Genomic DNA, 26,917 nt, shown 5'->3' with positions numbered 1-26,917 from the left:
TACCCACGGCCAGTTACTGGCCGTGGGTATTGCTTAACATGTTAACTGTGTTGCTTAAATCGCAGCGATCTCTGCTTGTTGCAGCTGTAACTTGGCAACGGCTTGCTCTAGCTCAGCTTGTTTGGCGCGCTCTTTTGCTAAAACCGCCTCTGGTGCTTTGGCAACAAAGCCTTCGTTGTTTAGCTTACCGCCAACACGAGACAGCTCTTGCTCGGTTTTTTCCAGCTGCTTAGCAATTCGGCCTAATTCGGCTTCTTTATCAATTAAACCGGCCATCGGGATCAGCAGATCCATATTGCCAATTAACTGTGCGGCGCTGGCAGGCGCTTTTTGCTCAGGCGCTAACAACTCCAGGCTTTCCAGTTTTGCCATCACTAATAGGAAGTTACGGTTCTGATCAATACGGCGCTGTTCTTCGGTGGAGATGTTGCGTAATAAAACCGTTAAGGGCTTATTCGGCGAAATGTTCATTTCACCACGCACGTTACGGATAGCGGTGATCACGGCTTTTAGCCATTCCAGATCGGCTTGTGCTGTTTCATCGACTAAGTCAGCCTGATATTCAGGGTAAGCGGCCAGCATAATGCTGTCGCTTTGAATATTGGCCAACGGTTTAACCGATTGCCAGATGCTTTCGGTGATGAACGGCATGATCGGGTGCATTAAACGCAGTAAACTTTCGAGCACCGTGATCAAGGTGTGGCGCGTACCACGCTGTTCCGCTTCATTACCTTTAAATAAAATCGGCTTAGTCAGTTCTAAATACCAGTCACAGAACTGATTCCAAGTAAATTCATACAAGGCCGTAGCGGCTAAGTCAAAGCGGTAGGTATCAAAGTAATGCCGCACTTGTTTCACCGTTTGTTGATACTGCGCCAAGATCCATTTGTCGGCCAGCGACAGGGTTTTCTCTGCAGTGCCGAAACCGCAATCTTGCTCTTCGGTATTCATCAACACATAACGGCTGGCGTTCCACAATTTATTGCAGAAGTTACGGTAACCTTCTAAGCGCTTCATATCCCAGTTAATATCACGACCGGTTGAGGCTAACGTGGCTAAGGTAAAGCGCACAGCATCGGTGCCGCTGCTGGGGATGCCTTCAGGGAATTGTTTCGTGGTGCGATCAGCAATTTTCTTCGCTAATTGCGGTTGCATCATATTGCTGGTGCGCTTCGCCAATAAATCTTCCAGGCTAATACCGTCAATCATATCTAATGGATCGATAACGTTGCCTTTGGATTTCGACATTTTATCGCCGCTTTCATCGCGGATCAGGCCGGTAACATAGACTGTTTTAAACGGTACTTGCGGTTGGCCTTGTTCATCTTTGATAAAGTGCATAGTCATCATGATCATGCGTGCTACCCAGAAGAAAATAATGTCAAAACCGGTTACCAACACATCGGTCGGATGAAAGGTTTTTAAATCATCGGTTTGCTCTGGCCAGCCAAGCGTAGAGAAGGTCCACAACGCGGAGCTAAACCAGGTATCTAATACATCGTTATCTTGTTGTAGTGCTATGCTGTCAGCCAGTTGATATTTAGCGCGAACTTCGGCTTCGTTACGGCCAACATAGACTTTACCGTCGGCGTCGTACCAAGCGGGAATACGATGGCCCCACCAGAGTTGGCGCGAGATACACCAATCTTGAATATCGCGCATCCAGCTGTAATACATGTTTTCATATTGTTTTGGTACAAACTGAATTTGACCGCTTTCTACCGCTTCTACTGCGGTTTTCGCCAGCGGTGCAGCGCGCACATACCATTGATCGGTCAGCATCGGCTCAATCACCACGCCGCTACGATCGCCGTAGGGCAGGGTATTGTTATGATCTTCCACCTTTTCCAGCAAGCCCGCGGCATCAAAAGCCGCAACAATGGCTTTACGTGCGGCATAACGTTCTAGCTGCTGAAACTCGGCAGGAATAGGCGCGCTAAGCGCCGGGTTAACTTCACCATTAGTGAAAAAACATTCGCCTTCGCTGCGGATCATGGCATCGAGAGTTAGAATGTTGATCATCGGCAATTGATGACGTTTACCTACTTCATAGTCGTTGAAGTCATGTGCTGGGGTAATTTTGACGCAACCCGTGCCTTTTTCCATATCGGCATGGTCGTCGGCTACAATTGGGATGCGACGATTAACTAAAGGCAACAGGATCTCTTTGCCGATCAGCGCTTGATAACGTGGATCGTCTGGGTTTACTGCAACACCGGTATCGCCCAACATGGTTTCCGGGCGTGTGGTGGCCACCACTAAATAAGTTTTGCCTTCAGCGGTCATGGCGCCGTCGGCTAACGGATAGCGCAAGTGCCACATTTGGCCTTTCTGATCTTTGTTTTCAACTTCTAAATCAGAGATAGCCGTGTGCAGTTTCGGATCCCAGTTCACTAAGCGCTTACCACGGTAGATCAGATCATCTTCGTATAAACGCACAAACACTTCTTGCACGGCATTGGATAAACCGGCATCCATGGTAAAACGTTCACGATCCCAGTCTACCGAGTTGCCTAAACGGCGCATTTGCGAGGTGATGGTGCCACCTGATTCGGCTTTCCACTCCCAGATTTTTTCAATAAATTTGTCACGGCCAAGCTCATGGCGGCCTGGCAAACCTTCTGCGGCTAATTTACGTTCAACCACCATTTGCGTGGCGATACCGGCGTGATCACTGCCCACTTGCCACAAGGCATTTTTACCTTGCATGCGTTGGTAACGTGTTAGCGCATCCATAATGGTTTGCTGGAAGGCATGTCCCATATGCAGGCTACCGGTAACGTTTGGTGGCGGGATCATGATGCAATAGTTATTACCTGCACGGTCATCACCGTTCGGTTTAAAATAGCCTTTGCTTTCCCAGGCCTGATACATGGCCTGTTCTATTTCGCTTGGGTTGAAGGTTTTTTCCATCAGAGATACCTGTAAATTCAGTCGGCTTGCACGGTTTCAGGCGTGATGCCAGCTTGACGATATTGTTTGTAACGTTCCCGGGCTTGCGCTTTTAACGACGCTTCTGCCGGAACAAATTCGATTACACGCGCAAAACGCCGGGTAAATTCCGGCATGTTGTCGGTTAAATTGATTAACACCTGACGACTTTGTCGTGGTGCTTGCCAGCCAATCTCAATGGGTGCGCCACGCGCTGGGCCTTCACCACTGAGGTTATGCGGCACAAAACGTTCCGCATCAAACTGCCAGAGTAATTCGTCTAGCTGTTCGGCCATGTGTTGGTCGGCAGTATATACAAAAACGCGTTGATTGGCGCGGTACAAATCTGCACAAAGCTGACAAGCAAAAGCAAAATGAGCTGGCGCAGGCGACAGCTCATTTGAGATGGCGGTGTGTTCAGCTGAGCCATCAGGCTCAGCCAGCACATAAAACGTAACAGTCATTAATGATCCTGATTGTTGCCCGTACGGTTAATCAGGAACTGCGTTAATAACGCGACCGGACGACCGGTAGAGCCTTTATCTTTACCGCCACTGCGCCAAGCAGTACCGGCAATATCAAGGTGTGCCCAGTTATATTTGCGGGTAAAGCGTGACAGGAAGCAGGCTGCGGTAATAGTACCGGCTGCACGTCCCCCTAAGTTGCTGAAGTCGGCAAAAGGGCTTTCCAGTTGATCTTGATATTCATCCCACAGCGGTAAACGCCAAGCACGGTCACCGCTTTGCTCTGAAGCATTGAGGATTTCATGGGCAAGCGGGTTGTGGTTACTCAGTAAGCCAGAAGCGTGTTTGCCCAGTGCAATCACACAAGCACCGGTTAAGGTGGCCACATCAATCACCAGCTCAGGATCGAAGCGTTCAACGTAAGTGAGTGCATCACACAATACTAAACGGCCTTCGGCGTCGGTATTTAATACTTCAACCGTTTGCCCAGACATCGTAGTAAGAATATCACCCGGCCGATAAGCATTGGCATCCGGCATGTTTTCAGCGGCGGCTAACACCGCCACGATATTAATCGGCAATTGTAAGTTGATCACGGCGTGCATGGTACCAAACACAGAGGCGGCGCCGCACATATCAAACTTCATTTCGTCCATGCCATCGCCCGGTTTTAAGCTAATACCACCCGAGTCGAAGGTTAAACCTTTACCAATTAATACCACAGGCGCGCTGTCGTTACCGGCACCATTGTATTTAATTACCGACATACGTGGCTGGTTAACCGAACCGCGGCCAACCGCTAAGTAAGAGTTCATCCCAAGGGCGCTCATTTCCTCTACACCCAGTACTTCAACACTGACTTTGTCAGACAGGTTTTGTAAGGCAGAGGCCTGTTCCGCAAGGTACACAGGTGTGCAGATATTCGGAGGCATGTTGCCCACGTCTTTACATTGTTTGATACCGGCAGCAATGGCTAAACCATGGTCTACTGCACGTTCACCAATGGTCAGATCGCGACGGGTGGGTACGTTAAACACAATTTTACGCAGCGGGCGGCGTGTTTCATCTTTTTTGCTTTTTAAACGATCAAACACATAGAGACAATCTTGTGTGGTTTCAACGGCATGACGCACTTTCCAGTAGGTATCACGGCCTTTCACATGCAATTCAGATAAAAAGCAGACGGCTTCCATTGAACCGGTTTCGTTCAAGGTGCTAATGGTTTTGGCGATAATTTGCCGGTACTGGCGCTCGTCTAGCTCACGCTCTTTACCACAGCCCACTAATAGCACTCGCTCGCTTAGTACATTCGGAACATGGTGCAGTAACAGCATCTGCCCTGGTTTGCCTTCTAAATCACCACGGCGAAGCAAATTGCTGATATAGCCTTCGCTGATTTTATCTAATTGCTCTGCTACTGCAGAGAGGCGACGCGGTTCATAGACACCAACAACGATGCAAGCACTACGTTGTTTTTCGGGACTTCCGCTTTTTACGCTGAACTCCATGTTTACTCCTGATTCTAAGAGACTATGCTACTATAAGTCGCTAATTAAAGTACTGCGGGCAGTAGCAGACTACAAAGTGATAATGAATTTTACCGAGAATAAATAAAAAAGCTCGGATTTTAAGCCGCTTTGCCCGATAATAATTGCTATAAATACCAAGTTTACTGAAAAATGACCAGCTTTCCAGTGAAAAGACAGGTTTTTAGGGGGCATTTTGATTATTTTTCGTTATCTGATTGGTGAAGTTTTTCGCTCTCAGTTAGCTGTCTTTCTAATTTTGACCACCATCATCATTAGCCAACGTTTTGTGAAGATTTTGGCTGATGCCTCTGAGGGTGAAATACCGGGCCAATTGGTCATGAGTATTGTTGCGCTGAAATTGCCGCAATTAGCCGTGATTATTTTGCCGTTGAGTGCCTTTTTAGGCATTTTAGTCGCTTATGGCCGCATTTATGCCGATAGTGAAATGACGGTGTTGCATGCTACCGGCGTTAGTGAATGGTATATCACTCGTCTCACTTTATTGTTATCGCTCGTGATGGCGCTGTTAGCCGGTGCGGTAACGCTGTATCTGAGCCCATGGGCTACAGAGCAAGAATATACCTTACTGGAACGTGCTGAATCGGATGCGGGGCTTTTTTCGTTGGTGCCGGGGCGTTTTCAGCATACCTCAAATGAAAAAGCCGTGATTTTTGTGCAAGATGTCAGTCGTTCGGGTAATGCGCTATCTAAGGTGTTTGTGGCGCAAAGCAGTGATAATCCAGCAAACCCTGGCCATGCCATTGTTTATGCACAAAGCGGTGCAGTAAAAGAAGATCCGCAAACCGGCGCGCAGATGTTGCAGTTGCAACAAGGCCGTCGCTATGCCGGTGATAGCCAAACTGCGGCCTACGAGATCACCGAGTTTGGCAGTTACCTGATGCAAATTCGTGAACAAGAAGTAGAACAGCGCCGCCGTAAATTAGGCAGTCTTAGCACCCCAGCGTTATTACAAGAAAATAACGCCGAAGCGGCTGCCGAATGGCATTGGCGCATTGCTATCCCATTGTCTATTCCGATCCTTACGCTCATTGCTGTGCCCTTAGCACGAGTTAATCCACGCCAAGGCAAGTTTGGCCGTTTACTGCCAGCCTTATTACTTTATTTAGGCTATTACGCCTTGATGATTATTGCGCGCTCGGCAATTGAAGATGGCAAGATACCCGCAGAGTGGGGTATGTGGTGGTTACATCTACTTGGGCTGACGGTGGGTACCGTGTTAATTTTGCGCAACCGCTCCAGTGCTCAGCGGGTTCGAGCATGGCTAGCAGGACGTTAAGATGCTGAAAATTCTCGATCTTTATATTGGCCGCACTATTTTAATGACCAGTGTGCTTACACTAACAGTGTTAATTGGCTTGTCCTCCATGTTTCGTTTTATCGATCAAATGCGCTCTATTGGTCGAGGTTACTACGACATGGTGCATGCCGCCTTGTTTACCTTGTACAGCGTACCGGGTGATGTGGTGATTTTCTTTCCAATGGCAGCACTGATTGGCGGGTTAATTGGCCTAGGTATGTTGGCCAGTAACAGCGAATTAGTGGTGATGCAGGCGGCGGGTTTATCGCGTTTAAATATTATCAGTTCGGTGATGAAGTCAGCGGTATTGATGGTGTTAGTGATGATGGCTATTGCAGAATGGGGCGCGCCGGTGAGTGATCGTGCGGCACGAGAGCTGCGCATAAAAGCGATTTCTGACGGTAACTTATTTGCTGCCCGCCAAGGCGTTTGGGCGAAAGATGGCGATAGTTTCGTTAATATCAAAGAAGTCGATGATGTGGGTAATTTGCAAGAAATAACCATTTATCAATTTGACGAAAACCTGGCTTTGCAGCAAAAAATCACGGCAATCAGTGCGGTATACATCGAGGATGCTTGGCGTTTACAGCAGGTTACCGCGTTAAATTTTACGCCTGAGCAAATTATTCGCGTTGAAGCAGAAAGCCAACGTTGGCGTTCCACCCTTACCCCTGAAAAACTTGGCGTGGTAACGGTTAAGCCTGAAATGCTATCGCTGCAAGGGTTAATAGAGTACGTCGATTATTTGCAGCAAAATGGCCAAGACGCCAGCCGTTACCAATTAGCCTATTGGCGTAAGGTACTGCAGCCGGTTACGGTGGGGGCCATGTTGTTATTGGCGTTATCGTTTATCTTTGGTCCGCTACGTAGCGTTACCATGGCCGCGCGGGTGTTATTAGGGATCTTAACGGGATTTGGCTTTTACATGAGTAATGAAGTGTTCGGGCCTTTAGCGCTCGTCTATCAACTACCGCCCTTAGCCGGTGCAGCGATACCCAGTTTATTGTTTATCGGGATCTCGCTGTACTTTATGCGCCAAAAAATTTAACGCGCTGTGTCGTGAAGATTCAGCGCTTTGCTTTGCTCTTTGGTTAATACGATCATTTGTGTGCCCGTAAACTGATCTTGCAGAGCCAAACCTTTACCCCAACGCAACCATAACCAAATATTTCCAAAGCCGCCTAGCGATAACAAGGCACGACTTAACGCTTGTAGCAGCGATAAAGGTTCGCCAGCATCTGTTACTAATAACATGCGCCAAGCGCGCATGCCTAAGGTTTGCCCCGCTTTAGACCAAAAGTACACATAAAAGCCTAATATGATGGCAACAAAATAGCCAAGGTAGACCCAGCGACGCCAACTGCTATTTAAATAATCGGCAATGTCAGCATAGCCTTCAATCGACACAATGGCACCCCATACCAGCAGTTGCACCAGCAACATAGCGATCCCTGCTGCAAGCATCACCAGCGCGCACAAGATTAAAACATCATAAATAATCGCAGAGAGACGACGGGCAAAGCCCGCTCTTGGCGCATTAGCGTACATATAAGGTTTCCTTTTAAGCTGAAGTTGCAAGTTTAGCATGACACTGAAAGCAAGCTAAAGACGCGCGTTTATTTAGTCGGTCGCTTTTTAGCGAGTGTGCACAGATGAACGGCTTTTTACCGAGCCTTGCGCTGACAAGATCGCATTAGCCGCCAGTGACACTTAAGTGTATGTTGGCGTGCAATCTTTAGGATGCTTAGCCACTCGGTTATAATCTTGCTGTAAAAATAAGCAAATGCATCAGGCTTATACAATAAACCGCATAAAGCACTTGCACAGTCAGCCGCGCATCGTATAATGCGAGAACTTTAATTTAATGCCTTGTACAAGTTAGTTAACTTTACCGTTAGGCTTTTAAATTAGATTTTTAAACTCTTGAAACGTCTACAGTTCAAAAGTTTTAAAAACAGTTGCCAAGCTGCATACTGTTTGCAAGTCCTCTCAATGCCTGGGTGGCGAAATCGGTAGACGCAGCGGATTCAAAATCCGCCGGGGGAAACTCCGTGTCGGTTCGAGTCCGACCCTAGGCACCAAATTTAAAGAAACCGCCTTTATCGGCGGTTTTTTGTTTTAAGCGCTTCGCTTTAAATTTTTTTACAGAAAGCAAAAAGCCCTGATAAGTCAGGGCTTTTTCTGTTCTTTAGTTAGTTCAAGCCACGTTTTGGGCTTTTAATAGCTCGCTTTGAACTTGGCTACTGCTGTTGCCGATACTGATTTTACGCGGCTTTAACGCTTCGGGTACTTCGCGTACTAGCTCGATATGCAGCAAGCCATGCGCCATGTGAGCGCCGGTTACCTTAATGTAATCGGATAATTGAAATTTACGCTCAAAGTTACGCTCGGCGATGCCTTGATGCACAAAGCGACGGCCTTCTTCTTTACCGGCTTTTTGCCCTTTAACCAGTAACGTATTATGTTCGGTTTCAATACTCATTTCTTGCTCGTCGAAGCCTGCTACCGCCATCGTGATGCGGTACTGATCTTCGCCGGTAATTTCAATATTGTAAGGTGGGTAGGCAGGCTGCTTTTCATTGCGCGCTGCGGCATCCATTAAATTCGCTAAGTGATCAAAGCCAATAAATGAACGGTAAAATGGTGCTAAGTCGATGTTTGTCATAACCAATTCCTCTTCAGCAAACAGGTAGTTTTTTTGCCCTTCAATTGAACGGGCGTTAGGGTTAACAGCACAGCGGCTGTCGGATTCATTAAAGGTGCCGTATCCGGCCACCTTAAATACTTAATAAGGTCGGCTTGTATGATTTCAAGCGATGTTGCAGATCTTTTTCATAACACTTAACTTGTCATGCGTGCGTTGTGCGCATAATATAAGTGTAACGTGCATGCATAATGAGGATTTAGTGATGAATGTTACCTTAGGTCATGAATTTGAAAAACGTATCAATGAGAAAATTTCGTCTGGTTTATATACTTCAGCCAGTGAAGTTATTAGAGATGGTTTGAGATTATTGTTTGAAAAGGATATCGCAAAGCAGCAGCAGCTTGAAATTTTACGGCAAGAAGTGACTCGGGGTTTTGAGCAATTATCAGCAGGGAAACATTCCGCTCGCAATGCCTTGGATATTTTCGATGAAGTCAGCAGGGATATTGATGGTTAGTTATAAGCTATCTTCTTTTGCTGAGTCTGATATTAAAGAAATTGCAGCAAAAACGATAGACGCTTGGGGTAAGCAGCAAGCAAGGTTGTATGCAGAAAACTTGCATAACACAATGCTTATGCTTGCCAATAACCCTGCTTTAGGGCGGATGCGCGATGACATATTCGCTGGTACAAGGAGTTTTCCTTCAGGCAAGCATGTCATTTTTTATAAGCCCTGCAAAGGTGGCATTGACGTTGCTAGAGTATTACATCAGCGCATGGATATACTCAGCCAGCTTGATGAATAATATATAAATAGTCCAATCTGTTTTAAGCAAACTATTCTTAAATTGTTTAGAAAATTTGCTGTATTAGTAGTGGTTTACCTCATCAGCTGCTAGCCTTAGCCAAGCTGATTAATCTTCAGGATCTACCATGCTACTTCGAATGCTTTTTTTAGCCTTGTTAATGCCGGCGGTTTTGGCACAAACGACACCACTGCCTCAAAGGCCTGTGTTGATGCTACAACCACAATTGGCTGAGATTATTGCTGAAGATGCCACTTTAGAAATATTGGCCGAAGGCTTTAGCTGGTCAGAAGGGCCGATTGCCGAGCCGGGTAGTGGCGATATTGTGTTTTCTGATGTGCCTGAAAATAAAGTGTACCGTTGGAATGAACACGCCGGCTTAACATTGTTTTTGCAGCCATCGGGTTATACCGGGTTGCATCCAGAGAATAACCGGCAGCAGGGGGCTAATGGTCTGATTTTTAATGCGGATAAGCAGCTTGTTATCGCGCAGCATGGTGATCGCCGTTTAGCGCTCTTTACTGGGATGCAAGAGGGCGTGCCGCAATATCAAACACTGGCGATGCGTTACAACGATAAGTTATTTAGCAGCCCGAATGATGTCGTACAACACAGTAGCGGAGCCTACTATTTTACTGACCCGCCATACGGTTTAGCCGGTGGTGACGCTTCGCCAGACAAACAGCAACCTGTAAATGGTGTTTATCGGTTGGCACCCGATGGCACAGTGACATTATTGGTTACGCAATTAACGCGGCCGAATGGCTTAGCGTTTTCCGCAGATGGTAAATGGTTGTACGTAGCCAACTCTGATCGCGCCGCCGCACAGTGGTGGCGTTATCCGTTACAAGTCGATGGCAGTGTGGCTGAAGGTGAGCTATTCCTGGATGCCACCGCACAGGCACAGCAACAGCGCGGCTTACCCGATGGTTTGAAAGTATTACCATCAGGTGTGCTCTTGGCCACGGGGCCGGGGGGTGTTTGGGTGATTTCACCTGATGGCGCACATTTAGGTACTATTCAAACCGGTGTCGCCTCTGCCAATGTGGCATTAAGTGCCGATAACCGCTGGTTATACATTACTGCCACCCATTATTTACTGCGTATAGCGCTAAAACCGCAGTAGCTAAACACAGAAATTGATTTTGGTTAAGGTTACTCCCCCACAAACATTGATTGTTAGCTAAACTGAATAACGTAGTGAGGCTCTGGAGTTCAACATGACATTTATCAACGACTTGTTTAACGGTAGCTTTATGCCGCACGGTCATTGTTTGCTATGGCGTACAGATTTATTGATTTTGCATGTCGGCGGCGATGTGATGACCTTTGTAGCCTATATGCTGATCCCTTTGGCATTGCTTCGGTTGGTTAAAATGCGTGAAGACTTAAAGTTTAGTTGGATCGTGTTGATGTTTTCTTGTTTTATATTTTTTTGCGGTGCGACTCATTTTTTGGGCGTCGTTAATGTTTGGCATGGTTACTACTATATTCACGGCATTATGAAAACATTAACGGGCATGATCTCAATTGCAACGGCCATTATGCTGTGGCATTTATTGCCTTATGCGATAGCGATGCCGAGTAAGCGCAATCTCGAAGAAAAAATTATTGCTTTAACCCTTGCCGAAAAAAAATTAGCACAGGCCAATCAGCATTTAGAGTCAGAGGTAGCAAAGCGTACCGCCCAATTAGAAAAGCTGGCTACCACGGATGAGCTAACCGAGTTAGCGAATCGTCGAGAAATCATGCGTATCCTCGATGTAGAGTTATTACGTTGTAGGCGGCAAAAGTCATCGCTATGTGTCATGATGCTCGATCTTGATCATTTTAAAGCTATAAATGATGAGCATGGCCATCAAACGGGAGATCAAACGCTGAAATTCGCGGCTGAATGCTTTAAACAGCAGATCAGAAAAATAGATTTTATTGGCCGAATTGGTGGTGAGGAGTTTTTGATTATCCTGCCCGATACCGCCATCGAACCTGCGGTTGAACTGGCTGAACGGATCCGGTTGGCACTTAATCAGCAATCGACAAAACAGGCTTTGCCCAATTGTACTGTTAGCATTGGTGCCACTGACTGCCAAATCACGGATACGCCGCAAAGTTTATTACAACGTGCTGACGAAATGATGTATCAAGCTAAAACAAATGGTCGAGATCAAGTTTGTTTTAAAGCTTCAGCCTTGGATAAATGATCACGTTTCTGGCAGCTAAGTGGTTATCATTTTAAGGCCACTGGCTGAGGATTTGCTGATACTTGTCTGACGCCATTAGTTTGGCAAGTTCTAGATCAAATTGCAGCTGTAACTGTTTGTCTTTAATAATCGCACCATACGATTTTGCTGCAAAGATAGGATGAATCGAGAATTGCTCTTGCGGGTAATATTGCTTGAAGATATGTTTTAATAAACGGCGCTCGCCAATCACTACATCTGTGCGGTTATTTACCAGTAATCTTAATTGTAATTCCCGATCAGCGACCTCTAAATAATTGATGTCTTGAATAACATGACTTAACTGATCCGCCAGCACCGCATGAGCAAACTGGTAAGTAACGGTTCTTTTACCTTTCAAATCATTAATAACGTTAATGTTGTGCTGCTCAGTTTTCAGTGATATAGCGACATCTTGATATGGTAAATAAGGCTTTGTCAAAAAACCATGCTGAGATTCAAAAGCGGCTGGGCTGGCCACATCAAATTTACCTTCATTAAAGTCTTTAATCAGCCTGCTGTAGCCTAATAAGTGAAATTCTGTCGCATAGCCCATCTGCTGGAATACATGCCGTAAGATCTCAACATCAATGCCGGTGACTTCTTGCCCTGCAGGCTGAAAGGCCCATGGTGGGCCAATATTGATGGCCACTTTCAGTGTTTTCTGAGCCGAAAAGCAAGGCCAAGCTAACAGTAAAAAGCAGATCAAGACGATGCGCATATTGTGTACCGCTAAGTTACTGATGGTCATTTACACCATCTTATTGTTTTTTTGCATTGGAGTGTAGTTGATAAATAGTGTTATACCAGCAGGGAGCGTTATAAAACGGTGCTCCTTGGTGCGTAGAATAGGGCGAAAATTGCATAACTTCAGTCAGTCATCTCACCAATTATGTTCCTGCTTTTCCTTTTTAATCATATACAAGACGGCGTAAAAACCTTTATGGTAGAGGCTTGAATGATTGAAAGGATGGCGTTGATGGAAAAGTTTTTTGCAGCTTGTGGGCTGGTCTTTTTATTATTGCTCAGTGGTTGTCAGCCAGCCACTGAGCAGCAGAGTTTAGCCGATTATAGTCAGCGGCTTGATGCTGAACCGGGTTTGTTTACGCTTTATCGTGATAATGAGGCGGGTAAGGTCTATTTGCAGGTGCCGGCGAGTGATCAGCAATATCTTTATTATTCCAGCTTGCCACAGGGATTAGGTTCAAATGATATCGGTTTAGATCGCGGGCAATTGATGGAGTTAGGCGCACGCTTGGTCAGTTTTGAAGATGCTGGCGACAAAATGTTATTACGCCAGCACAATACGCAATTTCGTGCCGAATCGAACAATCCTTTAGAGCAACGTTCAGTCGATGAGGCTTTTGCCAGTGCCATTATTGGCAGTTTTAGCGTAGTGGCGCGTGATGCTACAAGCGTATTGATTGATGCGACTGATTTTGTGGTCAGTGATAGCCATGGCGTAGCACGTATTTTGAAAGCGCGCGGGCAAGGCGATTTTACGTTAACGCCGAGCCATTCGGCGTTGTATTGGCCAAGGACGAAAAGCTTTGAAAGAAATACTGAGCTTGAAGCCACCTTAACCTTTACCAGCGATAATCCGGGTAATTTTGTGCGCCAAGTGGCGCCTGATCCTTACCAAATTAGTGTGCGCGTACATCACAGTTTTGTTGCGCTGCCTGAACCTGGTTTTGTCCCTCGTACCTTTCATCCACAAAGCGGCTTTTGGTCTTTTGACTATGAAGATTACGCTGCCCCTATTGATCAACCTATTACCCAGCGTGTGATCCCACGCCACCGTTTAGCGAAAAAAGATCCCACGGCCAAGCTGAGCGAAGCTGTAGAGCCGATTGTGTATTATCTGGATGCAGGTACACCAGAGCCGATTCGTTCGGCGCTATTAGATGGTGCGCGTTGGTGGAATGATGCCTTTACCGCGGCCGGATACAAAGATGCGTTTGTGGTAAAAATGATGCCTGAAGGCGCTGATGCCATGGATGTGCGTTATAACATGATCCAATGGGTGCATCGGGCGACGCGTGGTTGGTCTTATGGTAGCAGTGTGATTGATCCACGTACCGGCGAGATTATTAAAGGGCATGTCACTTTAGGTTCGCTGCGGGTACGGCAAGATTATTTGTTGGCGCAAGGTATGACGTCACCTTTTACGGAGCCCGACATCGTGGCGTCTGAACTAACCGAGATGGCGTTAGCGCGTATTCGGCAATTATCGGCACACGAAATTGGCCACACGCTAGGTATTGCGCATAACTTTGCTGCCAGTAACCAAGACCGTGCCTCGGTGATGGATTACCCGCATCCGAAATTTACTTTAACGCCTGAGCAAAGCATCAGCTTAAACGATGCTTATGCCACGGGTATTGGGGCTTGGGATAAACGGGTTGTGCAATACGGTTATGGTGATTTTGCGGATGACGCAGCTCGCTTAGCCTTTATTGCAGAGTCTAATAATGCCGGTTTTGTGTTTATGTCTGATGCCGACAGTAATGGCATTAGCAAAGCACATGCATTTTCGAGTTTATGGGACGGTGGCGCCGATGCGGTTACCGAGTTAGAGCGTATTTTAGCGGTACGCCAGCAAGGTTTGGCAAATTTTAGCCCCGCGACCCTGGCTTTTGAGCGCCCCTATTCTGATTTAGCGGAAATTCTAGTACCTCTGTATTTTTCGCATCGCTACCAAACTGAAGCCGTCGGGAAATGGCTCGGCGGTTATCAATATAGCTATCAGGTTAAAACGGAGAATGTGGCGCCAGATTATCAACCGTTGTCGGGTGCTGAACAGCAACGCGCGTTAGCGACATTATTGAAAACCTTAGAGCCAGCACAATTGGCGTTAAGTGCGCAGATCCAGGCATTAATTCCCCCTAAAGCCTATGGTTATCGCAGTAGTCGCGAGAGCCCACAAGGTTATACTGGGTTGATTTTTGATCCCCTATCTTTAGCCGAAGCGGCCGCCAATCAAAGCTTCGCCATTTTATTGGATGAGCAGCGTTTAGCAAGACTGCAGTGGCAACATCAGTTTGATAACAAGGTGCCCAGTGTCAGTGCTGTTTTAGCGGCTACCTGGCAACAAATTCAGCAGCCGGTTGCAACCCAACCTTTGCTCAGTCGACGCATGCAAATCAGTTACTTGCAGCAGTTACTAGCGCTGGCTAAGTCAGCAGAATTAGCCCCCGAGTTGCGCGCAGAGTTATTGTTTCATCTGCAAGGGCTCAGCGAAAAGTTCGCTTTGGGTAATGATGCGCACCATTTGTTATTATTGAAAATGGCGGGGCAAGTGAGTAATGCGGCAGCGGATCTCAATAAGGTTAAAACCTTACAAGCGCCGCCAGGCTCGCCAATTTAACGGTTATAACAGCAAGCCGGCAATCGTCAGATTGTCGGCGGTTAGGTTAACTGCTGGCTTTTTGGTGGGCATATTTATTAATGTTAGCGAACGCCATCAAGATATCTTTGGCGTAACTGATCCGCGGATGTTTTAGTGCGCCCTTGCGCCAAACTAAATAGATAAAATTCTCAGGCCCCTCTGGTCCTAGCTGCATCAACTCCCCTGCTGTTATCGCCTCTTTACACAAATAATCGGGTAAAACGCTATAACCAATACCGGCTTTTATAATGCCAGCTATGGCACGAATATCGGGGCAAATAGCGGCGATCGGTGACAAACAGCTGTCATTAAACACGGTTTTAAAATACGGCCGGATCAATGGCAGTGTCTCGTCGTAACTGACCACGGGATACAGTCTTAGCTGTTCGCTACTTAAGGTTTGCTGGGCTAATTGTTGGCCATTAAAGCGGTTGGTCACTAAAATTAAACGCTCGCTATCAATAATTTGATAATCATACAAGGCAGGATCGGGAGTAGAAGCGGTGATCGCCAATTCCGCGGTACCTTCAGCTAATAACTGATAAATACGATCTTTATTACCCACATGTACCACTAAATTCACTTCACCCGCTTGCAGTAAATTAGCAAACTGTGCACCGGCAATATAGCTAATATATTCAGCCGGCCCGGCAATATTCAAGGTGCCATAAACGGCACTATTACGATTACGCACTGACGCTAGCTTTTGCTCGACGGCATCAAAGTGTCGTGCCACTTGCAGTGCTAAATCATGGGCCGCTACCGTGGGTTCAACACCTCGAGCTTTACGCTCAAACAACGCAAAGCCCACCCAAGATTCGATACTTTGGATATGCGCAGTGGCTGCCGGTTGTGATAAGCCTAAATTGGCGGCGGCCTTGGTAATGGTGCCGCAGCGATACACTTCAACAAAGGTGCGTAACTGCACAAAATACGACATATGCTATTAGCCATCAGAAATATGATGGCTGATAGTAAAAGAGCTGAGTTCTAACCACAAGTAAAACCCTTTAAGCTTTACTCACTAAAAACACAGCCGCGGTATCGTCGGCCTGTTAAACCAAAGGAGTCACTATGTTCAAGCAAAGCTTAATTGCCGTAGCACTCGTTAGCGTATTTAGCCAAGGCGTTATGGCATCAGACAGTAAAGGTCAGATCTTGGTGTTGTTATCAAGCGAAAGCGAAATGCAGCTGCAAGAGGGTAAAACCATTAGCACCGGTTATTACTTAAATGAGTTTGGCGTACCGGCTGATGCTTTTATTCAAGCCGGCTATGACTTGGTGCTAGCTACGCCAAAAGGTAATGCACCGGTGGTCGATCAAAAATCAGTCACCACTGACTATTTTGGTGGCAGTGCTGCTGAAATGCAGCGTATCAAAGAGGTTATTGCTGCGATCCCTGGCATCGACGATACCTTGTCGTTGCGTGAAATTTTAGACGGTGGTTTAGCGCAGTATAAAGCGGTGTTTATTCCAGGTGGTCATGCGCCTTTAATTGATTTAGCTAACAATCCTGAAGTCGGCAAAATACTCACGCATTTTAATGCTAACGCTAAGCCTACTGCGGCCATTTGTCATGGGCCGATAGCGTTATTGTCACCCCAACAAAACCCAATGGCTTTTCAGCAAGGTTTAATTGAGCAAACTAACCCTAAAGCCAGTGACTGGATTTATGCCGGCTACAAAATGACCATTTTCTCGAACAGTGAAGAAGCGGTATTTGAAGGTTCACTTGACGGTAAAAAGCTGCAGTATTACCCAGGCCAGGCCATGCAGCAGGCTGGTGGCAATATGCAGTATGCCGCAGATTGGACATCGAATGTGGTGGTAGACCGCGAGCTGATTACTGGGCAAAACCCTTTTTCGGATAAAGCCCTTGCAGCCGAAGTATTAAAGCAATTAGCCGCTAAGTAATGTTAACTGCTGGCCAGCGAGCCAGCAGTATTCCCTTTATTTTGGAGTGATGATGTTAAATTTTAATTTTAAAAATCAAACAGAAATCTTATTTGGTAAAGGCCAAATTAAAGAAGCGAAAAGTCGTTTACCGCAAGATGCTAAGGTGCTGTTTTTATATGGCGGTGGCTCGATTAAACGCAACGGCGTTTATGATGACGTGATAGCGTTACTCGATGGCGTAAATTTTCACGAATTTGCAGGGGTTGAACCTAACCCGACCCTAGAAACCTTAATGCAGGCTGTCGAGTTAGTGCGAGCTAAAAACATTAACTTTATTTTAGCTGTGGGTGGCGGCAGTGTGATTGACGGTGCTAAATTTATTGCTGCAGCAGCCCATTTCAAGGGGGAGCCGTGGGATATTCTGGCCAAAGGCGCGGCCTTTGCACACGCCTTACCCATTGGTGCCGTCTTAACCTTACCCGCAACGGGCTCTGAGAGTAACGGTAACTCGGTTGTGACCAACAAAGCCACTGCGCAAAAACGTGCCTTTGCCTCTGATCTCGTGCAGCCAACCTTTGCGGTGTTAGATCCGGTGTATACGCTGTCGCTACCGGTTAAGCAGGTGAGTAATGGCGTGGTGGATGCCTTTGTGCATGTGATTGAACAGTATCTTACTTATCCAGTAAATGCGCCGCTGCAAGATCGTTTTGCCGAGGGTATTTTACAAACCTTAATTAGCGAAGGGCCAAAAGCCTTAGCCACACCCGATGACTACGATGTGCGAGCCAACGTGATGTGGTCGGCGACTATGGCGTTAAACGGTTTAATTGGTAAAGGCGTGCCGCAAGATTGGGCAACGCATATGATTGGTCACGAATTAACGGCGTTATTTGGGCTGGATCATGCACAAACCTTGGCGGTAGTGTTGCCGACACTGATGTATGTGCAGCGCGAAAAGAAACGCCAAAAGCTGCTGCAGTTTGGTCGGCGCGTATTTAACATCAACACTAGCTCAGAAGATGAAGTGATTGATTTAACCATCAAAGCGACACAAGACTTCTTTGAAAACATGGGGGTTAAAACACGTTTAAGCGATTACAACTTAGCCGAAGCGGATATTGATAAATTAGTTGCTAACCTCGAGCGTAATGGCATGACGGCGTTAGGCGAGCATGGCGATATCGATTTAGCTAAAGCACGGCAGATCCTTACGCTGGCGCTTTGATACGGCTAAGTTAACTTACCCAATAAAAACAGCGGTTTAAGCCGCTGTTTTTTTATTTATAAGTATCTTGCTTACCTCACGAAAGGTAACTTTTTCAACGGTTTGCGGGCGGCTTTTTTTCTGATAAGTGCTAAGGCTGTTGAAATCGCGCTAAGCGCGAGTGGACATAAGGGCGACATAACGCCGCTTCTGCATAATCCACAGGGATCGTTGCCGCTTCTTGTTCGCGATGATATTCAACAAAGCCTGCTCGCTGATAAGTCGCTAAGGCTGCAGGATGATCGTCCGAGCAGGTATGCACCCAGATATTCGGCGTTTCTGTATTTTGCTGCGCTTGTAACCACTGCTGCGCTAAGGCAATAGCGGCTTGGCTTAATTTAGGGCCTAAGCCTTGGCCGCTGAATGCGGGTAATAAACCAAAAAACTTTAATTCGACACTGCATTGCTTGGCCTCTGTTGAGCCAGCCACCGCACTGGGTGTACTTGGGTGTAAGTTCAGCTCGACAAAACCGGCAATACTGCCATCTTGATACAGCACCCAGGTGCGAACATGTTCATTTGCAACATGCTCCAGCCATTGCTGATAATCCCAGCTTAAGCGGCTAAACCAGTGCCAAGGCGTACCTACGGCGTGAAATAAAAATTGGCTGAGCTCTGGGCTCGGTCGACGGGCTTCCATCAGCAAACAGTCGGTTGGCCAGTCGGGTAGTGACAGGGTAGGGCCTTGATACTGTAAATACCAAGTGGTGATAAGTTTGCTAGCCATAAGACCATTATTTCAGTGAATAAAGTGTGCCTTATGCTAGCAAAGCTAACTGAGCAGGTAAATGTGGCAATGCCTTAATACGAGGTGTGGCAGTATTAATGCCGCGAAAGTTAAGGTAATTGCAAATGACGGCCGCCATCCAGTGCTAAGCAACGCCCCGTAATGTAACGGCTATTCAGCAGGTAAAGCACGCTTTGTAATACTTCATCTGGGCCAGGGGCAATGCCCATTAAGGATTTTTTCAGTGCTTTTTCGCGATAAGCCGCATCATCGTGCTCGTTAAACATCAATAGCGCTGGGGCAATCGAATTCACTTTCACCTTAGGCGCTAACTTACGTGATAGTGATAGCGTTAAGTTTTCCAATGCAGCCTTAGAGGCAGCATAGGCTTGATGTTTGCTGCTACCGACACTGGCAACAAAGTCGGTTAAATGAATAATATCGGCAGTCTCTGTACTGGCGAGTAATTGGGGCAACAGGGCTCGATTTAACAAATAAGCGGCACGCGCATGAATATGCTGCATCGCATCAAAAACCTCTGCATCCTGCTGTAACTGGCTCAGTATATCTTGCGGCTGAGCTGTTGCGGCTTGCGGGCGATCTGCTTGCCAGCTCGAAGCATTATGAATCAGCGCTCGGATCGCAGGATAGGGCGCCAGTGCTGCAATAAGCGCGGCCATACTGGTTAAGTCATTTAAATCGGTAGCAATACACTGCGCGCCCGCTTGTTGCAGTTCACGGATGCCCGTTGTCATTTTGCGGTAAGTCACCACCAGTTGATAGCCATGTTCAAGCAATGCCTTGGCACAATATAACCCGACACGTTGGCCGGCACCGGTAATAACAATAATGCCTTTATCTGAGGAAGCCTGAGAAACGGTGCTGCTTTGCATATAAAAAACCCTATGAGAACGCTAAAAAAGCCTTATACGCGATAAAGTGTTGTTGGGTTTTACTGTTAAAACAACCGCGAAGTTGACGAAGTGCGAAGAAGTGAGCTGCATAACCGTAGCAGCGAAGCGCCTGCTACGGTTTCATCAGTCTAAGCCGCCTAAATAATACCTTGTGCTGCACGGCTGAGTTGATGGTGAATCATTAACGATAGAAGGCTTCAACTTTGCCTTTTAGGGTCATTAATAGGGGTTGGCCACGACGGTCTAATGCCTTGCCTGCCGCCACTTTTACCCAACCTTCGCTGATACAATATTCTTCTACATCAAAGCGCTCTTTACCATTTAATCGAATACCGATGTCGTGTTCAAAAATAGCTTCAACATAGAAACGGCTGCGAGGATTAACAGAAAGGTGGTCCGGTAAGTCTGGGCGTGCGGTCGTATCGTTCATAGCAGTGCTCTGTCTGAAATTAAGTTGGCGCCATTGTATGCAAAGCGGCGATCTCGCTCAAGTGTGTTGGTAAGAAACAGCTTACACATTACCAAAAGTGGGGAATAAAAAAGAGGACGCAAAGTCTGTGTTATGGTTGTGATAACGGATGTTAAATGATTGACTTCACTACTGATGCTTCCAAGAACATCCTTTTTCGTATGACAGTCGATTAAATGAAAGAATCTGTCGTAGTGATTTAAACAATGGCCTGATGGTGGATGATAAGTATGCGGCTTTTAATGAGGTTAGTGGGGGCTTTGTGTCTGATACTGGTTATCGGCATCGTGATATACATGGCATTACATCGTGAACCTGATCGTACCGTCGAACAACTTCGAGTGCGCTGGGCGCCAGCACCTTCTCAATTTGTTGAGGTGGCTGGTATGCAACTGCATCTGCGGGATGAGGGCCCTCGCGGCGATCCTACCCCTATTGTACTGATACATGGAACCAGTTCTTCGCTGCACACTTGGGATGGCTGGGTGAATGCGTTAAAAGACGAGCGTCGTGTCATTCGATTTGATTTACCTGGTTTTGGTTTAACTGGCCCTTCAGCTGATAACAACTATAGTATTGAAAACTATGCACGAATTGTTATAGCCCTACTCGATGAGTTGCAACTAGAGCAAGTGGTGATCGCGGGCAACTCTTTAGGGGGTAATGTGGCCTGGGCGACGGCGGTGCTGTATCCACAACGTATAAAAAAACTGGTGCTGGTTGATGCCAGTGGTTATCCAAATCAAGCGCAATCTGTACCTATTGGCTTTACGATTGCCCGTATTCCTCTATTAAACAAACTGATGGAGCAGGTTTTACCGCGTAGCGTTATAGAAAGTAGCGTGAAGAATGTTTATGGTAATCCTGCCTTAGTCACAGCTGAACTGATTGATCGTTATTTCGAGCTTACTACCCGAGCGGGTAATCGTCAGGCTTTAAGTCAGCGTTTGCGGCAAACACAAACCGAGTCGTTAGTGAACCGAATTAAGGATCTGAAATTGCCAACACTGATTATTTGGGGCGGCCGTGATCGTCTTATTCCACCTGCTATGGCTGATCGCTTTCATCAGGATATTGTTGGGAGTCAATTGGTGCGTTTTAATAGGTTGGGTCATGTGCCACAGGAAGAAGATCCCGGCAGTACGGTGACTGTTTTTAAGCAGTTTTTGGCCGATGCAAATCAGACCGCAGCACGACAATCTGCTAAGATCAACTGAGCTTTTTTGATAGTTTATTAAAGCTGCAGCAAATTAAGCCAGATGATATGCAAAAGGAGCGCTACTTTTGAACGGTAAACATTGTCCCATTTGCAACAAGGATATTGGCGTTTTAGCCATTATGAAAGCGGCACTCCCTACACGGATAGCCTGTCCGCACTGTAAAAGTGGCTTAGTTTATAAGCCTTTTCCGTGGTTGTTGGCCAGCATGTGTCTCGTTATTTACTTGGCGTTATTGCTCTTGATTATCTTGCTGTATCAACCAGTCTTTTTTATTGATCATCCTTTAGCATTATTGATTCAAATAGGCTTTGCTTTGCTGCTATGGATACCGTTTGAGCTATTTTTAGCAACAGTACTCAGAAGTCAATCTGCCTTATCGGCAAAATAAAAATACAACGTTGGCTGAAATAAGCCATCTTTAAGGTGTGAATGATGAATCAAATTAATCCGAATAAATTGCTTAAGAGCAAATGGACAGCAATAAAACCGATAAACAAAGAAAAGCATTTTATGGTTAATGAAGTCGAGTTTGATGAAGAGGGGAATGTGCTTGCTTGCACGATAGAAGCGGTGATGTCGAAGCGTTCAATGCCTATTCAATGGCAGGAGTTAAAAGATATGCGGATTTGGCAACAAGGCTGGAAGTAGCCGCTTTCATTTGCTGACGATGCTGGTAATTAAGCCAACCTTTGCCATACTTGTTTAATTAATAAGCGACCATGAGTTGTCGTTTATTTAGTTAACAGTGATGGTAGTGGATAATCAGGATAAATTATTAATAACAACTAACCCGCCCGATGTCGAGCTTACCGCTCAGACGTTACAGGCGGGTTTTTGTTTAAGTGATATCACCGTTCTGCCCGAGAAAGGGTTTGTGGTGGTCAATGGCGAGTACCGACATTTATCCGCTAAAGCATTTGAAGTGTTGTTACAGTTAGCGCTGCATGCTGAAGAAATTGTACCGCAACAACAGATATTGTTGGCAGTTTGGGCTGATGTTGATGCACCTAAGGCAAATTTAACCCATGCGATTAGTGAGATCCGGCACGTATTAGGGGATCATAAAGAATGCCCGGTGTTTATTCAAACCCTACCTCGGCGTGGGTATCGCTTGCTTACGCCACTGCAATCTCAACCTACTCCCAGCGCAGCCAATGCGCCACCACTGATAGAGCGGCGAAGCCAAACCGTCGTGGTGAATCGGCATTGGTCGTGGTTGATGTCGCTATTTCGCGGCAGTCGGCTGTTTAGTGTAAGCGTGGCGTTTCTAGTCAGTGTTTGGTTATTTATTCAGGTTATGGCCATCACCTTTCCGCTAATGAATATCTCGGCGACAGGCATGAAGCTGACTTTACTGGTCTTGCTGGTGGGTTTTCCGGTGGTGTTGTTGATTACCTGGGTGGGTGACTTACGCGAGCGCAAAAGACGGATGGCTTTGTCAAATAATCCAAAGCAACGGCAGTTTTGGCGGCGGCAATTAGCCGTCGATTTAGGTTTTTTATTGTTGTCGTTTACGGCAGTGTGGTTGTTAGGTCGCTCAATAAAGCTGGCCATTGATGATGATGTGCAGCAAGCCCCGGCTATTGTGCAGCAAACCGTTGCTTTGGGGCCTATCGCAAACTCCTTAGCTATTTTGCCGTTTCAGCTGCAGCATGGCAGCAAATTAGCCGATTATCTGCTGTCGGGGATCCGTGATGAGTTAGTGTATTCCTTAACGCAATTAAATCAATTTCCGGTGCTGGCCGATCGAGCAATGCAAAATATCAGTACGGATCTGAGCTATCAACAATTAGCGGATCAATTGCGGGTGGAGTATGTGCTAGAGGGGCGTATGCAGATTGTGGATGAACAGTTTCAGCTGGCGATTTCATTGGTTGAAACCGCCACTGGCATGCAGCGCTGGTCGACACGTTTAGCTCAGCCAGAGCAAGCCTTACCGACATTACAACGCGATTTACATCGACAGGTGCAAAATGCATTGGTGCTAGTGATGCCGCAAGTGTCCGTTAGTTTAACCGGGCGTGATTATCAAATAACCAATAACTTCAAAGCGTTTGATGCCTACATGCAAGCCCAGCAACAGCTAAAAAAATATGATGATTTGGCCAGTTTAGATACGGCTGAACAGCTGTTATTACAGGCCTTAAAGGAAGATGCTGATTTTGCATTGGCTTCAGCTAGCTTGTGTAAGGTGCATTTAGATAAATATGCCCTGACTCGACATATCGAAGAGTTCGATTTAGCCAATACCGCTTGCCAACATGCCGCGGGTTTAGCGGTTAACCAAGCAGAAGTGTATTCTGCTTTAGGCGAGCTGTACCGGTTGCGTGGTCAATACCCAGAAGCTATCGCGCAATATGAGCAAGCGCTTGCCGTTAATAGCCGCTGGGTTGATGCTATTACCGGTAAGGCCAGAGTGTTAAGTGCTAAAGAGCAGTCACAAGAAGCGGAGTTGCTGTTTAATCAAGCCATCGAATTAGAGCCAGGATATTGGCAAAACTATATGCATTACGGCCGGTTTTTATATGACAATGCCAATTTTGCTGCCGCTGCGCGTCGTTTTGAGCAAGCGTCGCGCTTAAAACCAGGTAGTACCGATGTGCTAAATAGCCTTGCGGCGGCATGGTTTTTGAGCGGGCAATTTCAGCAGGCGATAACAGTTTGGCAGCAAGTGGTGGAGTTATCGCCCGTCTCGTTATCGTTTTCTAACCTTGGCACGGCGTTATATTTTGCGGGCGATTATCTGCAAGCCGAGCAGTTCTATCGACAAGCGTTAGCCGTGAGCCCAGCGGATTACACCATTTGGACTAATCTAGCCGATGTGCTTGATGTGCAGGCGGATCGGCAACAAGAAGCGTTGGGTCTGTATCAGCGGGCGCTTAGCTTAGCGCAGGGTAATTTGGTGATTAATGCTCAAGCTCAGCCGCTATTATCGCAAATTAGCCGATTACAGGCAGAGCTACAGCAATGCGAGCAAGCTTTTGATACTGAAAAGCAATTATTAGTGAGTAACCTGACTGACTTTTACGTTTTTTATGATTTAGCCATCGCCAACTTTACCTGCCAGCGTGCTTTACAGGGCATAACGTATTTACAGCAAGCGATCGACTTCGGTTATCCGGCCTCTTTGGTGGCGGCTGATCCAAAAATTCCCCATGAGATCTCCTCTCGCCGTTCTGGAAATGCAGTATCGATTAATCAACATGAAGGAATATATAGATGAAAACCTTACTGATGTTCATGATTTTAACCGGCAGCTACTCGTTGTTTGCGGCGGATAAAGATCAGGTGTTACAAATTGAAGCGATGCCAGTTGCAGGCAGTTACTGTATTGTCGGCATTGAACCTGTCGGTGAAGATAATTGTAAAGAAAATAATGGTCAGCGCGGTCAATGTGAAGGTATCGCCAACTGTGTTTGCATAAAACCTGATAAGCATATTGAATGGCAAAGTGCCGACATAAAAGACTATCAAATTTATTTTTATGGAGATTCCCCTTTTAAACCAAATTGTAATTTAGAGTCGAATACTCAGGGTAAATTAAAATGTCGCATCAAAAATGACGCTGTGCAGCATTACGATTACGGTGTCAAAGTCGCAGGCTGTGAAGACTTTGACCCTAGGATCATTATTAAGTAAGCTGTTTTGGCATCATTATAATGCTTTATGCTGCAGCCCAGTTGCTGCAGCAAATTGTATTATGGCCTAATGTCTTATTCTGGGAGGCGATATTGAACAATGCACTTGAAGGATTGTTATTAGCGCTGTCGATGGATCCGCTGTTAGATAGCGATCATCGCTCGCAAGCCGAAAGCGTGTTGTTGCAAACGTGTTTACAGGGTATCAAGGTCTCGCGGGCCAGTATTTGGCTTTATAGCGATGAGAACAGTACTATAGCGTGTAAGTTGTTGTGCACTCAACACGGCATAAGCACTCACGATCTGCCCACATTAAACCGGACAGACTATCCCAGTTATTTTGCCGCACTTGATAAAAAGCGCGTGATCACCGCGCCAGATGCGCGCAGCGATCCGGCCACCTGTGAATTCAACTTGGTTTATCTTGAGCCTTGCAATATCTATTCGCTGTTAGATGTGCCGCTACGCTACAAAGGCGAGGTAATTGGCATTATCTGTTGTGAACAAACACAGCAGCCACGTTTGTGGTCGGATAGCGATGCAGCTTTTGTGGGGGCCTTATCAGACTTGTATGGCCGTATTGTCGCCGCGGCCCAGCGTCATCGTTATCAGGTTCAGCTGGAGACAGCGAATGCCCGTTTAGAAAGCCAAGTGCAAGAGCGTACACAGCACTTACAGGCGGCATTAGATCAGTTAAAACAAACTCAGCATCATCTTATTGAATCAGAGAAAATGGCATCATTAGGTAGTTTAGTGGTGGGCGTAGCGCACGAAATTAATACACCGATTGGCGTTGGGCTTACGGCGAATAGCCATAGCCAATATGTGTTGGAAAAAGTACAGCGTACCGTTGAAACCGGTGGCATCACCAAGCAATCTTTGAAAAGTGCTGTCACCGATTTATTGCAATCGTGCAATATCGTAGAGCGCAACTTAGAGCGTGCAGCTGGGCTGATCCAACAATTTAAACAAACGGCCTTAGATCAAGCGCATTTTGAATTGCACGCGATCGACATTGACGATTATATCTCAGCGCTGAGTAGTACCTTGCAACCATTTTGTCGGCAACATCAGGTTGAGTTACAGTTACAGCTGAGTAGCGGCTTGTCTTTAAACACTTTTCCGGGAGCCTTAGCGCAAGTCATCACCAATTTAGTCACGAATGCTTGCTTACATGCGTTCGAGCAAGCGACGCAGCCCGCGTTAGTTAACATTACTACTCGGGTATCTGCCGATCAACAGCTGTGCATTGTGGTCAGTGATAATGGTTGCGGCATTCCGCGCAGCCATCAACAAAAAATCTTTGACCCTTTTTTTACCACTAAGCGTGGGCGAGGTGGCACGGGCTTAGGTTTATCGATTGTCTACAATATTGTTAAACAGCACTTAAAAGGTGAGCTAAGCCTGCACTCTGAGCCTGCTCAAGGCTGTCGTTTTAGCCTAACCATTCCTAATTTGCATTAAAGTGCGATTGGCCACCCCACGGC

Annotated in this window: 24 protein-coding genes and 1 tRNA gene; 15 read left to right on the top strand and 10 right to left on the bottom strand. The window is 46.4% G+C overall.

Annotated elements, in window-relative coordinates:
• Nucleotides 1-54: 54 nt before the first annotated feature.
• The 3 genes from ACUJFK_RS16105 to pepA are packed head-to-tail and all read right to left on the bottom strand — an operon-like array spanning nt 55 to nt 4,903.
• A complete protein-coding gene (locus ACUJFK_RS16105) occupies nt 55-2,913 on the bottom strand; it encodes a valine--tRNA ligase (RefSeq protein WP_445425459.1) in 2,859 nt (952 codons plus the stop codon).
• A 17-nt stretch (nt 2,914-2,930) separates the two neighbouring features.
• A complete protein-coding gene (locus ACUJFK_RS16100; protein WP_306177796.1) occupies nt 2,931-3,395 on the bottom strand; it encodes a DNA polymerase III subunit chi in 465 nt (154 codons plus the stop codon).
• A complete protein-coding gene (pepA, locus tag ACUJFK_RS16095; RefSeq protein ID WP_445425458.1) occupies nt 3,395-4,903 on the bottom strand; it encodes a leucyl aminopeptidase in 1,509 nt (502 codons plus the stop codon). The genes ACUJFK_RS16100 and pepA overlap by 1 nt, the downstream gene beginning before the upstream one ends.
• A gap of 214 nt (nt 4,904-5,117) precedes the next feature.
• Here pepA and lptF point away from each other — a divergent pair, with 214 nt between their 5' ends.
• Both lptF and lptG read left to right on the top strand, forming a co-directional pair.
• Nucleotides 5,118-6,221 carry an LPS export ABC transporter permease LptF gene (gene lptF, locus ACUJFK_RS16090; RefSeq protein ID WP_226751766.1) on the top strand — a complete coding sequence of 368 codons (1,104 nt, stop codon included), beginning with the start codon at nt 5,118-5,120 and terminating at the stop codon, nt 6,219-6,221.
• A gap of 1 nt (nt 6,222) precedes the next feature.
• The gene (lptG, locus tag ACUJFK_RS16085; RefSeq protein ID WP_445425457.1) at nt 6,223-7,290 is read left to right on the top strand and encodes an LPS export ABC transporter permease LptG; all 1,068 of its coding nucleotides are present in this window, start codon (nt 6,223-6,225) and stop codon (nt 7,288-7,290) included.
• Here the strand turns inward: lptG and ACUJFK_RS16080 are convergent.
• A complete protein-coding gene (locus ACUJFK_RS16080) occupies nt 7,287-7,790 on the bottom strand; it encodes an RDD family protein (protein ID WP_445425456.1) in 504 nt (167 codons plus the stop codon). The genes lptG and ACUJFK_RS16080 overlap by 4 nt on opposite strands.
• Nucleotides 7,791-8,236: 446 nt before the next feature.
• Between ACUJFK_RS16080 and ACUJFK_RS16075 the strand changes: the two genes are divergently transcribed.
• Nucleotides 8,237-8,323, top strand: a tRNA-Leu gene (locus tag ACUJFK_RS16075).
• Nucleotides 8,324-8,439: 116 nt separating this feature from the next.
• Here ACUJFK_RS16075 and ACUJFK_RS16070 read toward each other — a convergent pair.
• Nucleotides 8,440-8,907: an Hsp20 family protein gene (locus ACUJFK_RS16070; protein ID WP_445425455.1), complete on the bottom strand. Its 468-nt coding sequence runs from the start codon at nt 8,905-8,907 to the stop codon at nt 8,440-8,442.
• A gap of 244 nt (nt 8,908-9,151) precedes the next feature.
• Between ACUJFK_RS16070 and ACUJFK_RS16065 the strand changes: the two genes are divergently transcribed.
• From ACUJFK_RS16065 to ACUJFK_RS16050, 4 genes are all read left to right on the top strand, one after another.
• A complete protein-coding gene (locus tag ACUJFK_RS16065; RefSeq protein ID WP_445425454.1) occupies nt 9,152-9,406 on the top strand; it encodes a type II toxin-antitoxin system ParD family antitoxin in 255 nt (84 codons plus the stop codon).
• Nucleotides 9,399-9,695 carry a type II toxin-antitoxin system RelE/ParE family toxin gene (locus ACUJFK_RS16060; RefSeq protein ID WP_445425453.1) on the top strand — a complete coding sequence of 99 codons (297 nt, stop codon included), beginning with the start codon at nt 9,399-9,401 and terminating at the stop codon, nt 9,693-9,695. The genes ACUJFK_RS16065 and ACUJFK_RS16060 overlap by 8 nt, the downstream gene beginning before the upstream one ends.
• Nucleotides 9,696-9,822: 127 nt before the next feature.
• Nucleotides 9,823-10,821: an SMP-30/gluconolactonase/LRE family protein gene (locus tag ACUJFK_RS16055; RefSeq protein WP_445425452.1), complete on the top strand. Its 999-nt coding sequence runs from the start codon at nt 9,823-9,825 to the stop codon at nt 10,819-10,821.
• Nucleotides 10,822-10,915: 94 nt separating this feature from the next.
• Nucleotides 10,916-11,896 (top strand): GGDEF domain-containing protein, encoded by a 981-nt coding sequence (locus ACUJFK_RS16050; protein ID WP_445425451.1) that lies wholly within the window; start codon nt 10,916-10,918, stop codon nt 11,894-11,896.
• 31 nt (nt 11,897-11,927) lie between these two features.
• Here the strand turns inward: ACUJFK_RS16050 and ACUJFK_RS16045 are convergent, their stop codons facing one another.
• Complete coding sequence (locus ACUJFK_RS16045) at nt 11,928-12,665, bottom strand: substrate-binding periplasmic protein (protein ID WP_445425450.1); 738 nt, start codon at nt 12,663-12,665, stop codon at nt 11,928-11,930.
• 228 nt (nt 12,666-12,893) lie between these two features.
• Here ACUJFK_RS16045 and ACUJFK_RS16040 point away from each other — a divergent pair, with 228 nt between their 5' ends.
• Nucleotides 12,894-15,281, top strand: a complete 2,388-nt coding sequence (locus tag ACUJFK_RS16040) for a zinc-dependent metalloprotease (protein WP_445425449.1) — start codon at nt 12,894-12,896, stop codon at nt 15,279-15,281.
• Between the two features lie 46 nt (nt 15,282-15,327).
• Here ACUJFK_RS16040 and ACUJFK_RS16035 read toward each other — a convergent pair whose 3' ends face one another.
• Nucleotides 15,328-16,242: a LysR family transcriptional regulator gene (locus ACUJFK_RS16035; RefSeq protein WP_306177748.1), complete on the bottom strand. Its 915-nt coding sequence runs from the start codon at nt 16,240-16,242 to the stop codon at nt 15,328-15,330.
• A 134-nt stretch (nt 16,243-16,376) separates the two neighbouring features.
• Here ACUJFK_RS16035 and ACUJFK_RS16030 point away from each other — a divergent pair, with 134 nt between their 5' ends.
• Both ACUJFK_RS16030 and ACUJFK_RS16025 read left to right on the top strand, forming a co-directional pair.
• Nucleotides 16,377-17,216: a type 1 glutamine amidotransferase domain-containing protein gene (locus tag ACUJFK_RS16030; protein WP_445425448.1), complete on the top strand. Its 840-nt coding sequence runs from the start codon at nt 16,377-16,379 to the stop codon at nt 17,214-17,216.
• Between the two features lie 52 nt (nt 17,217-17,268).
• Nucleotides 17,269-18,423 carry an iron-containing alcohol dehydrogenase gene (locus ACUJFK_RS16025; protein WP_229587400.1) on the top strand — a complete coding sequence of 385 codons (1,155 nt, stop codon included), beginning with the start codon at nt 17,269-17,271 and terminating at the stop codon, nt 18,421-18,423.
• A gap of 130 nt (nt 18,424-18,553) precedes the next feature.
• On the opposite strand, the gene ACUJFK_RS16020 is transcribed toward ACUJFK_RS16025, so the two are convergent.
• The 3 genes from ACUJFK_RS16020 to ACUJFK_RS16010 all read right to left on the bottom strand — a co-directional run bounded on the left by ACUJFK_RS16020 (nt 18,554) and on the right by ACUJFK_RS16010 (nt 20,533).
• Complete coding sequence (locus ACUJFK_RS16020; RefSeq protein WP_445425447.1) at nt 18,554-19,189, bottom strand: GNAT family N-acetyltransferase; 636 nt, start codon at nt 19,187-19,189, stop codon at nt 18,554-18,556.
• A gap of 110 nt (nt 19,190-19,299) precedes the next feature.
• Nucleotides 19,300-20,082: a dihydromonapterin reductase gene (folM, locus tag ACUJFK_RS16015; RefSeq protein ID WP_445425446.1), complete on the bottom strand. Its 783-nt coding sequence runs from the start codon at nt 20,080-20,082 to the stop codon at nt 19,300-19,302.
• A 202-nt stretch (nt 20,083-20,284) separates the two neighbouring features.
• Nucleotides 20,285-20,533 (bottom strand): DUF3297 family protein, encoded by a 249-nt coding sequence (locus tag ACUJFK_RS16010; protein WP_445425445.1) that lies wholly within the window; start codon nt 20,531-20,533, stop codon nt 20,285-20,287.
• Nucleotides 20,534-20,802: 269 nt separating this feature from the next.
• Here ACUJFK_RS16010 and ACUJFK_RS16005 point away from each other — a divergent pair, with 269 nt between their 5' ends.
• The 5 genes from ACUJFK_RS16005 to ACUJFK_RS15985 all read left to right on the top strand — a co-directional run bounded on the left by ACUJFK_RS16005 (nt 20,803) and on the right by ACUJFK_RS15985 (nt 26,894).
• Nucleotides 20,803-21,789, top strand: coding sequence for an alpha/beta fold hydrolase (locus ACUJFK_RS16005; protein ID WP_445425444.1), 987 nt, complete (start codon nt 20,803-20,805; stop codon nt 21,787-21,789).
• Nucleotides 21,790-22,224: 435 nt separating this feature from the next.
• The gene (locus ACUJFK_RS16000; protein ID WP_445426797.1) at nt 22,225-22,440 is read left to right on the top strand and encodes a TIGR02450 family Trp-rich protein; all 216 of its coding nucleotides are present in this window, start codon (nt 22,225-22,227) and stop codon (nt 22,438-22,440) included.
• A gap of 106 nt (nt 22,441-22,546) precedes the next feature.
• A complete protein-coding gene (locus ACUJFK_RS15995; RefSeq protein WP_445425443.1) occupies nt 22,547-25,015 on the top strand; it encodes a tetratricopeptide repeat protein in 2,469 nt (822 codons plus the stop codon).
• The gene (locus ACUJFK_RS15990) at nt 25,012-25,431 is read left to right on the top strand and encodes a hypothetical protein (RefSeq protein ID WP_226751027.1); all 420 of its coding nucleotides are present in this window, start codon (nt 25,012-25,014) and stop codon (nt 25,429-25,431) included. Before ACUJFK_RS15995 ends, ACUJFK_RS15990 begins: the two co-directional genes overlap by 4 nt.
• 92 nt (nt 25,432-25,523) lie before the next feature.
• Nucleotides 25,524-26,894, top strand: coding sequence for a GAF domain-containing sensor histidine kinase (locus ACUJFK_RS15985; protein ID WP_445425442.1), 1,371 nt, complete (start codon nt 25,524-25,526; stop codon nt 26,892-26,894).
• Nucleotides 26,895-26,917: the final 23 nt, after the last annotated feature.

Source organism: Alishewanella sp. HL-SH06 (assembly GCF_052656265.1).
Note: the sequence above shows the minus strand (reverse complement) of the source record. Positions and strands in the feature narration are given on the sequence as shown.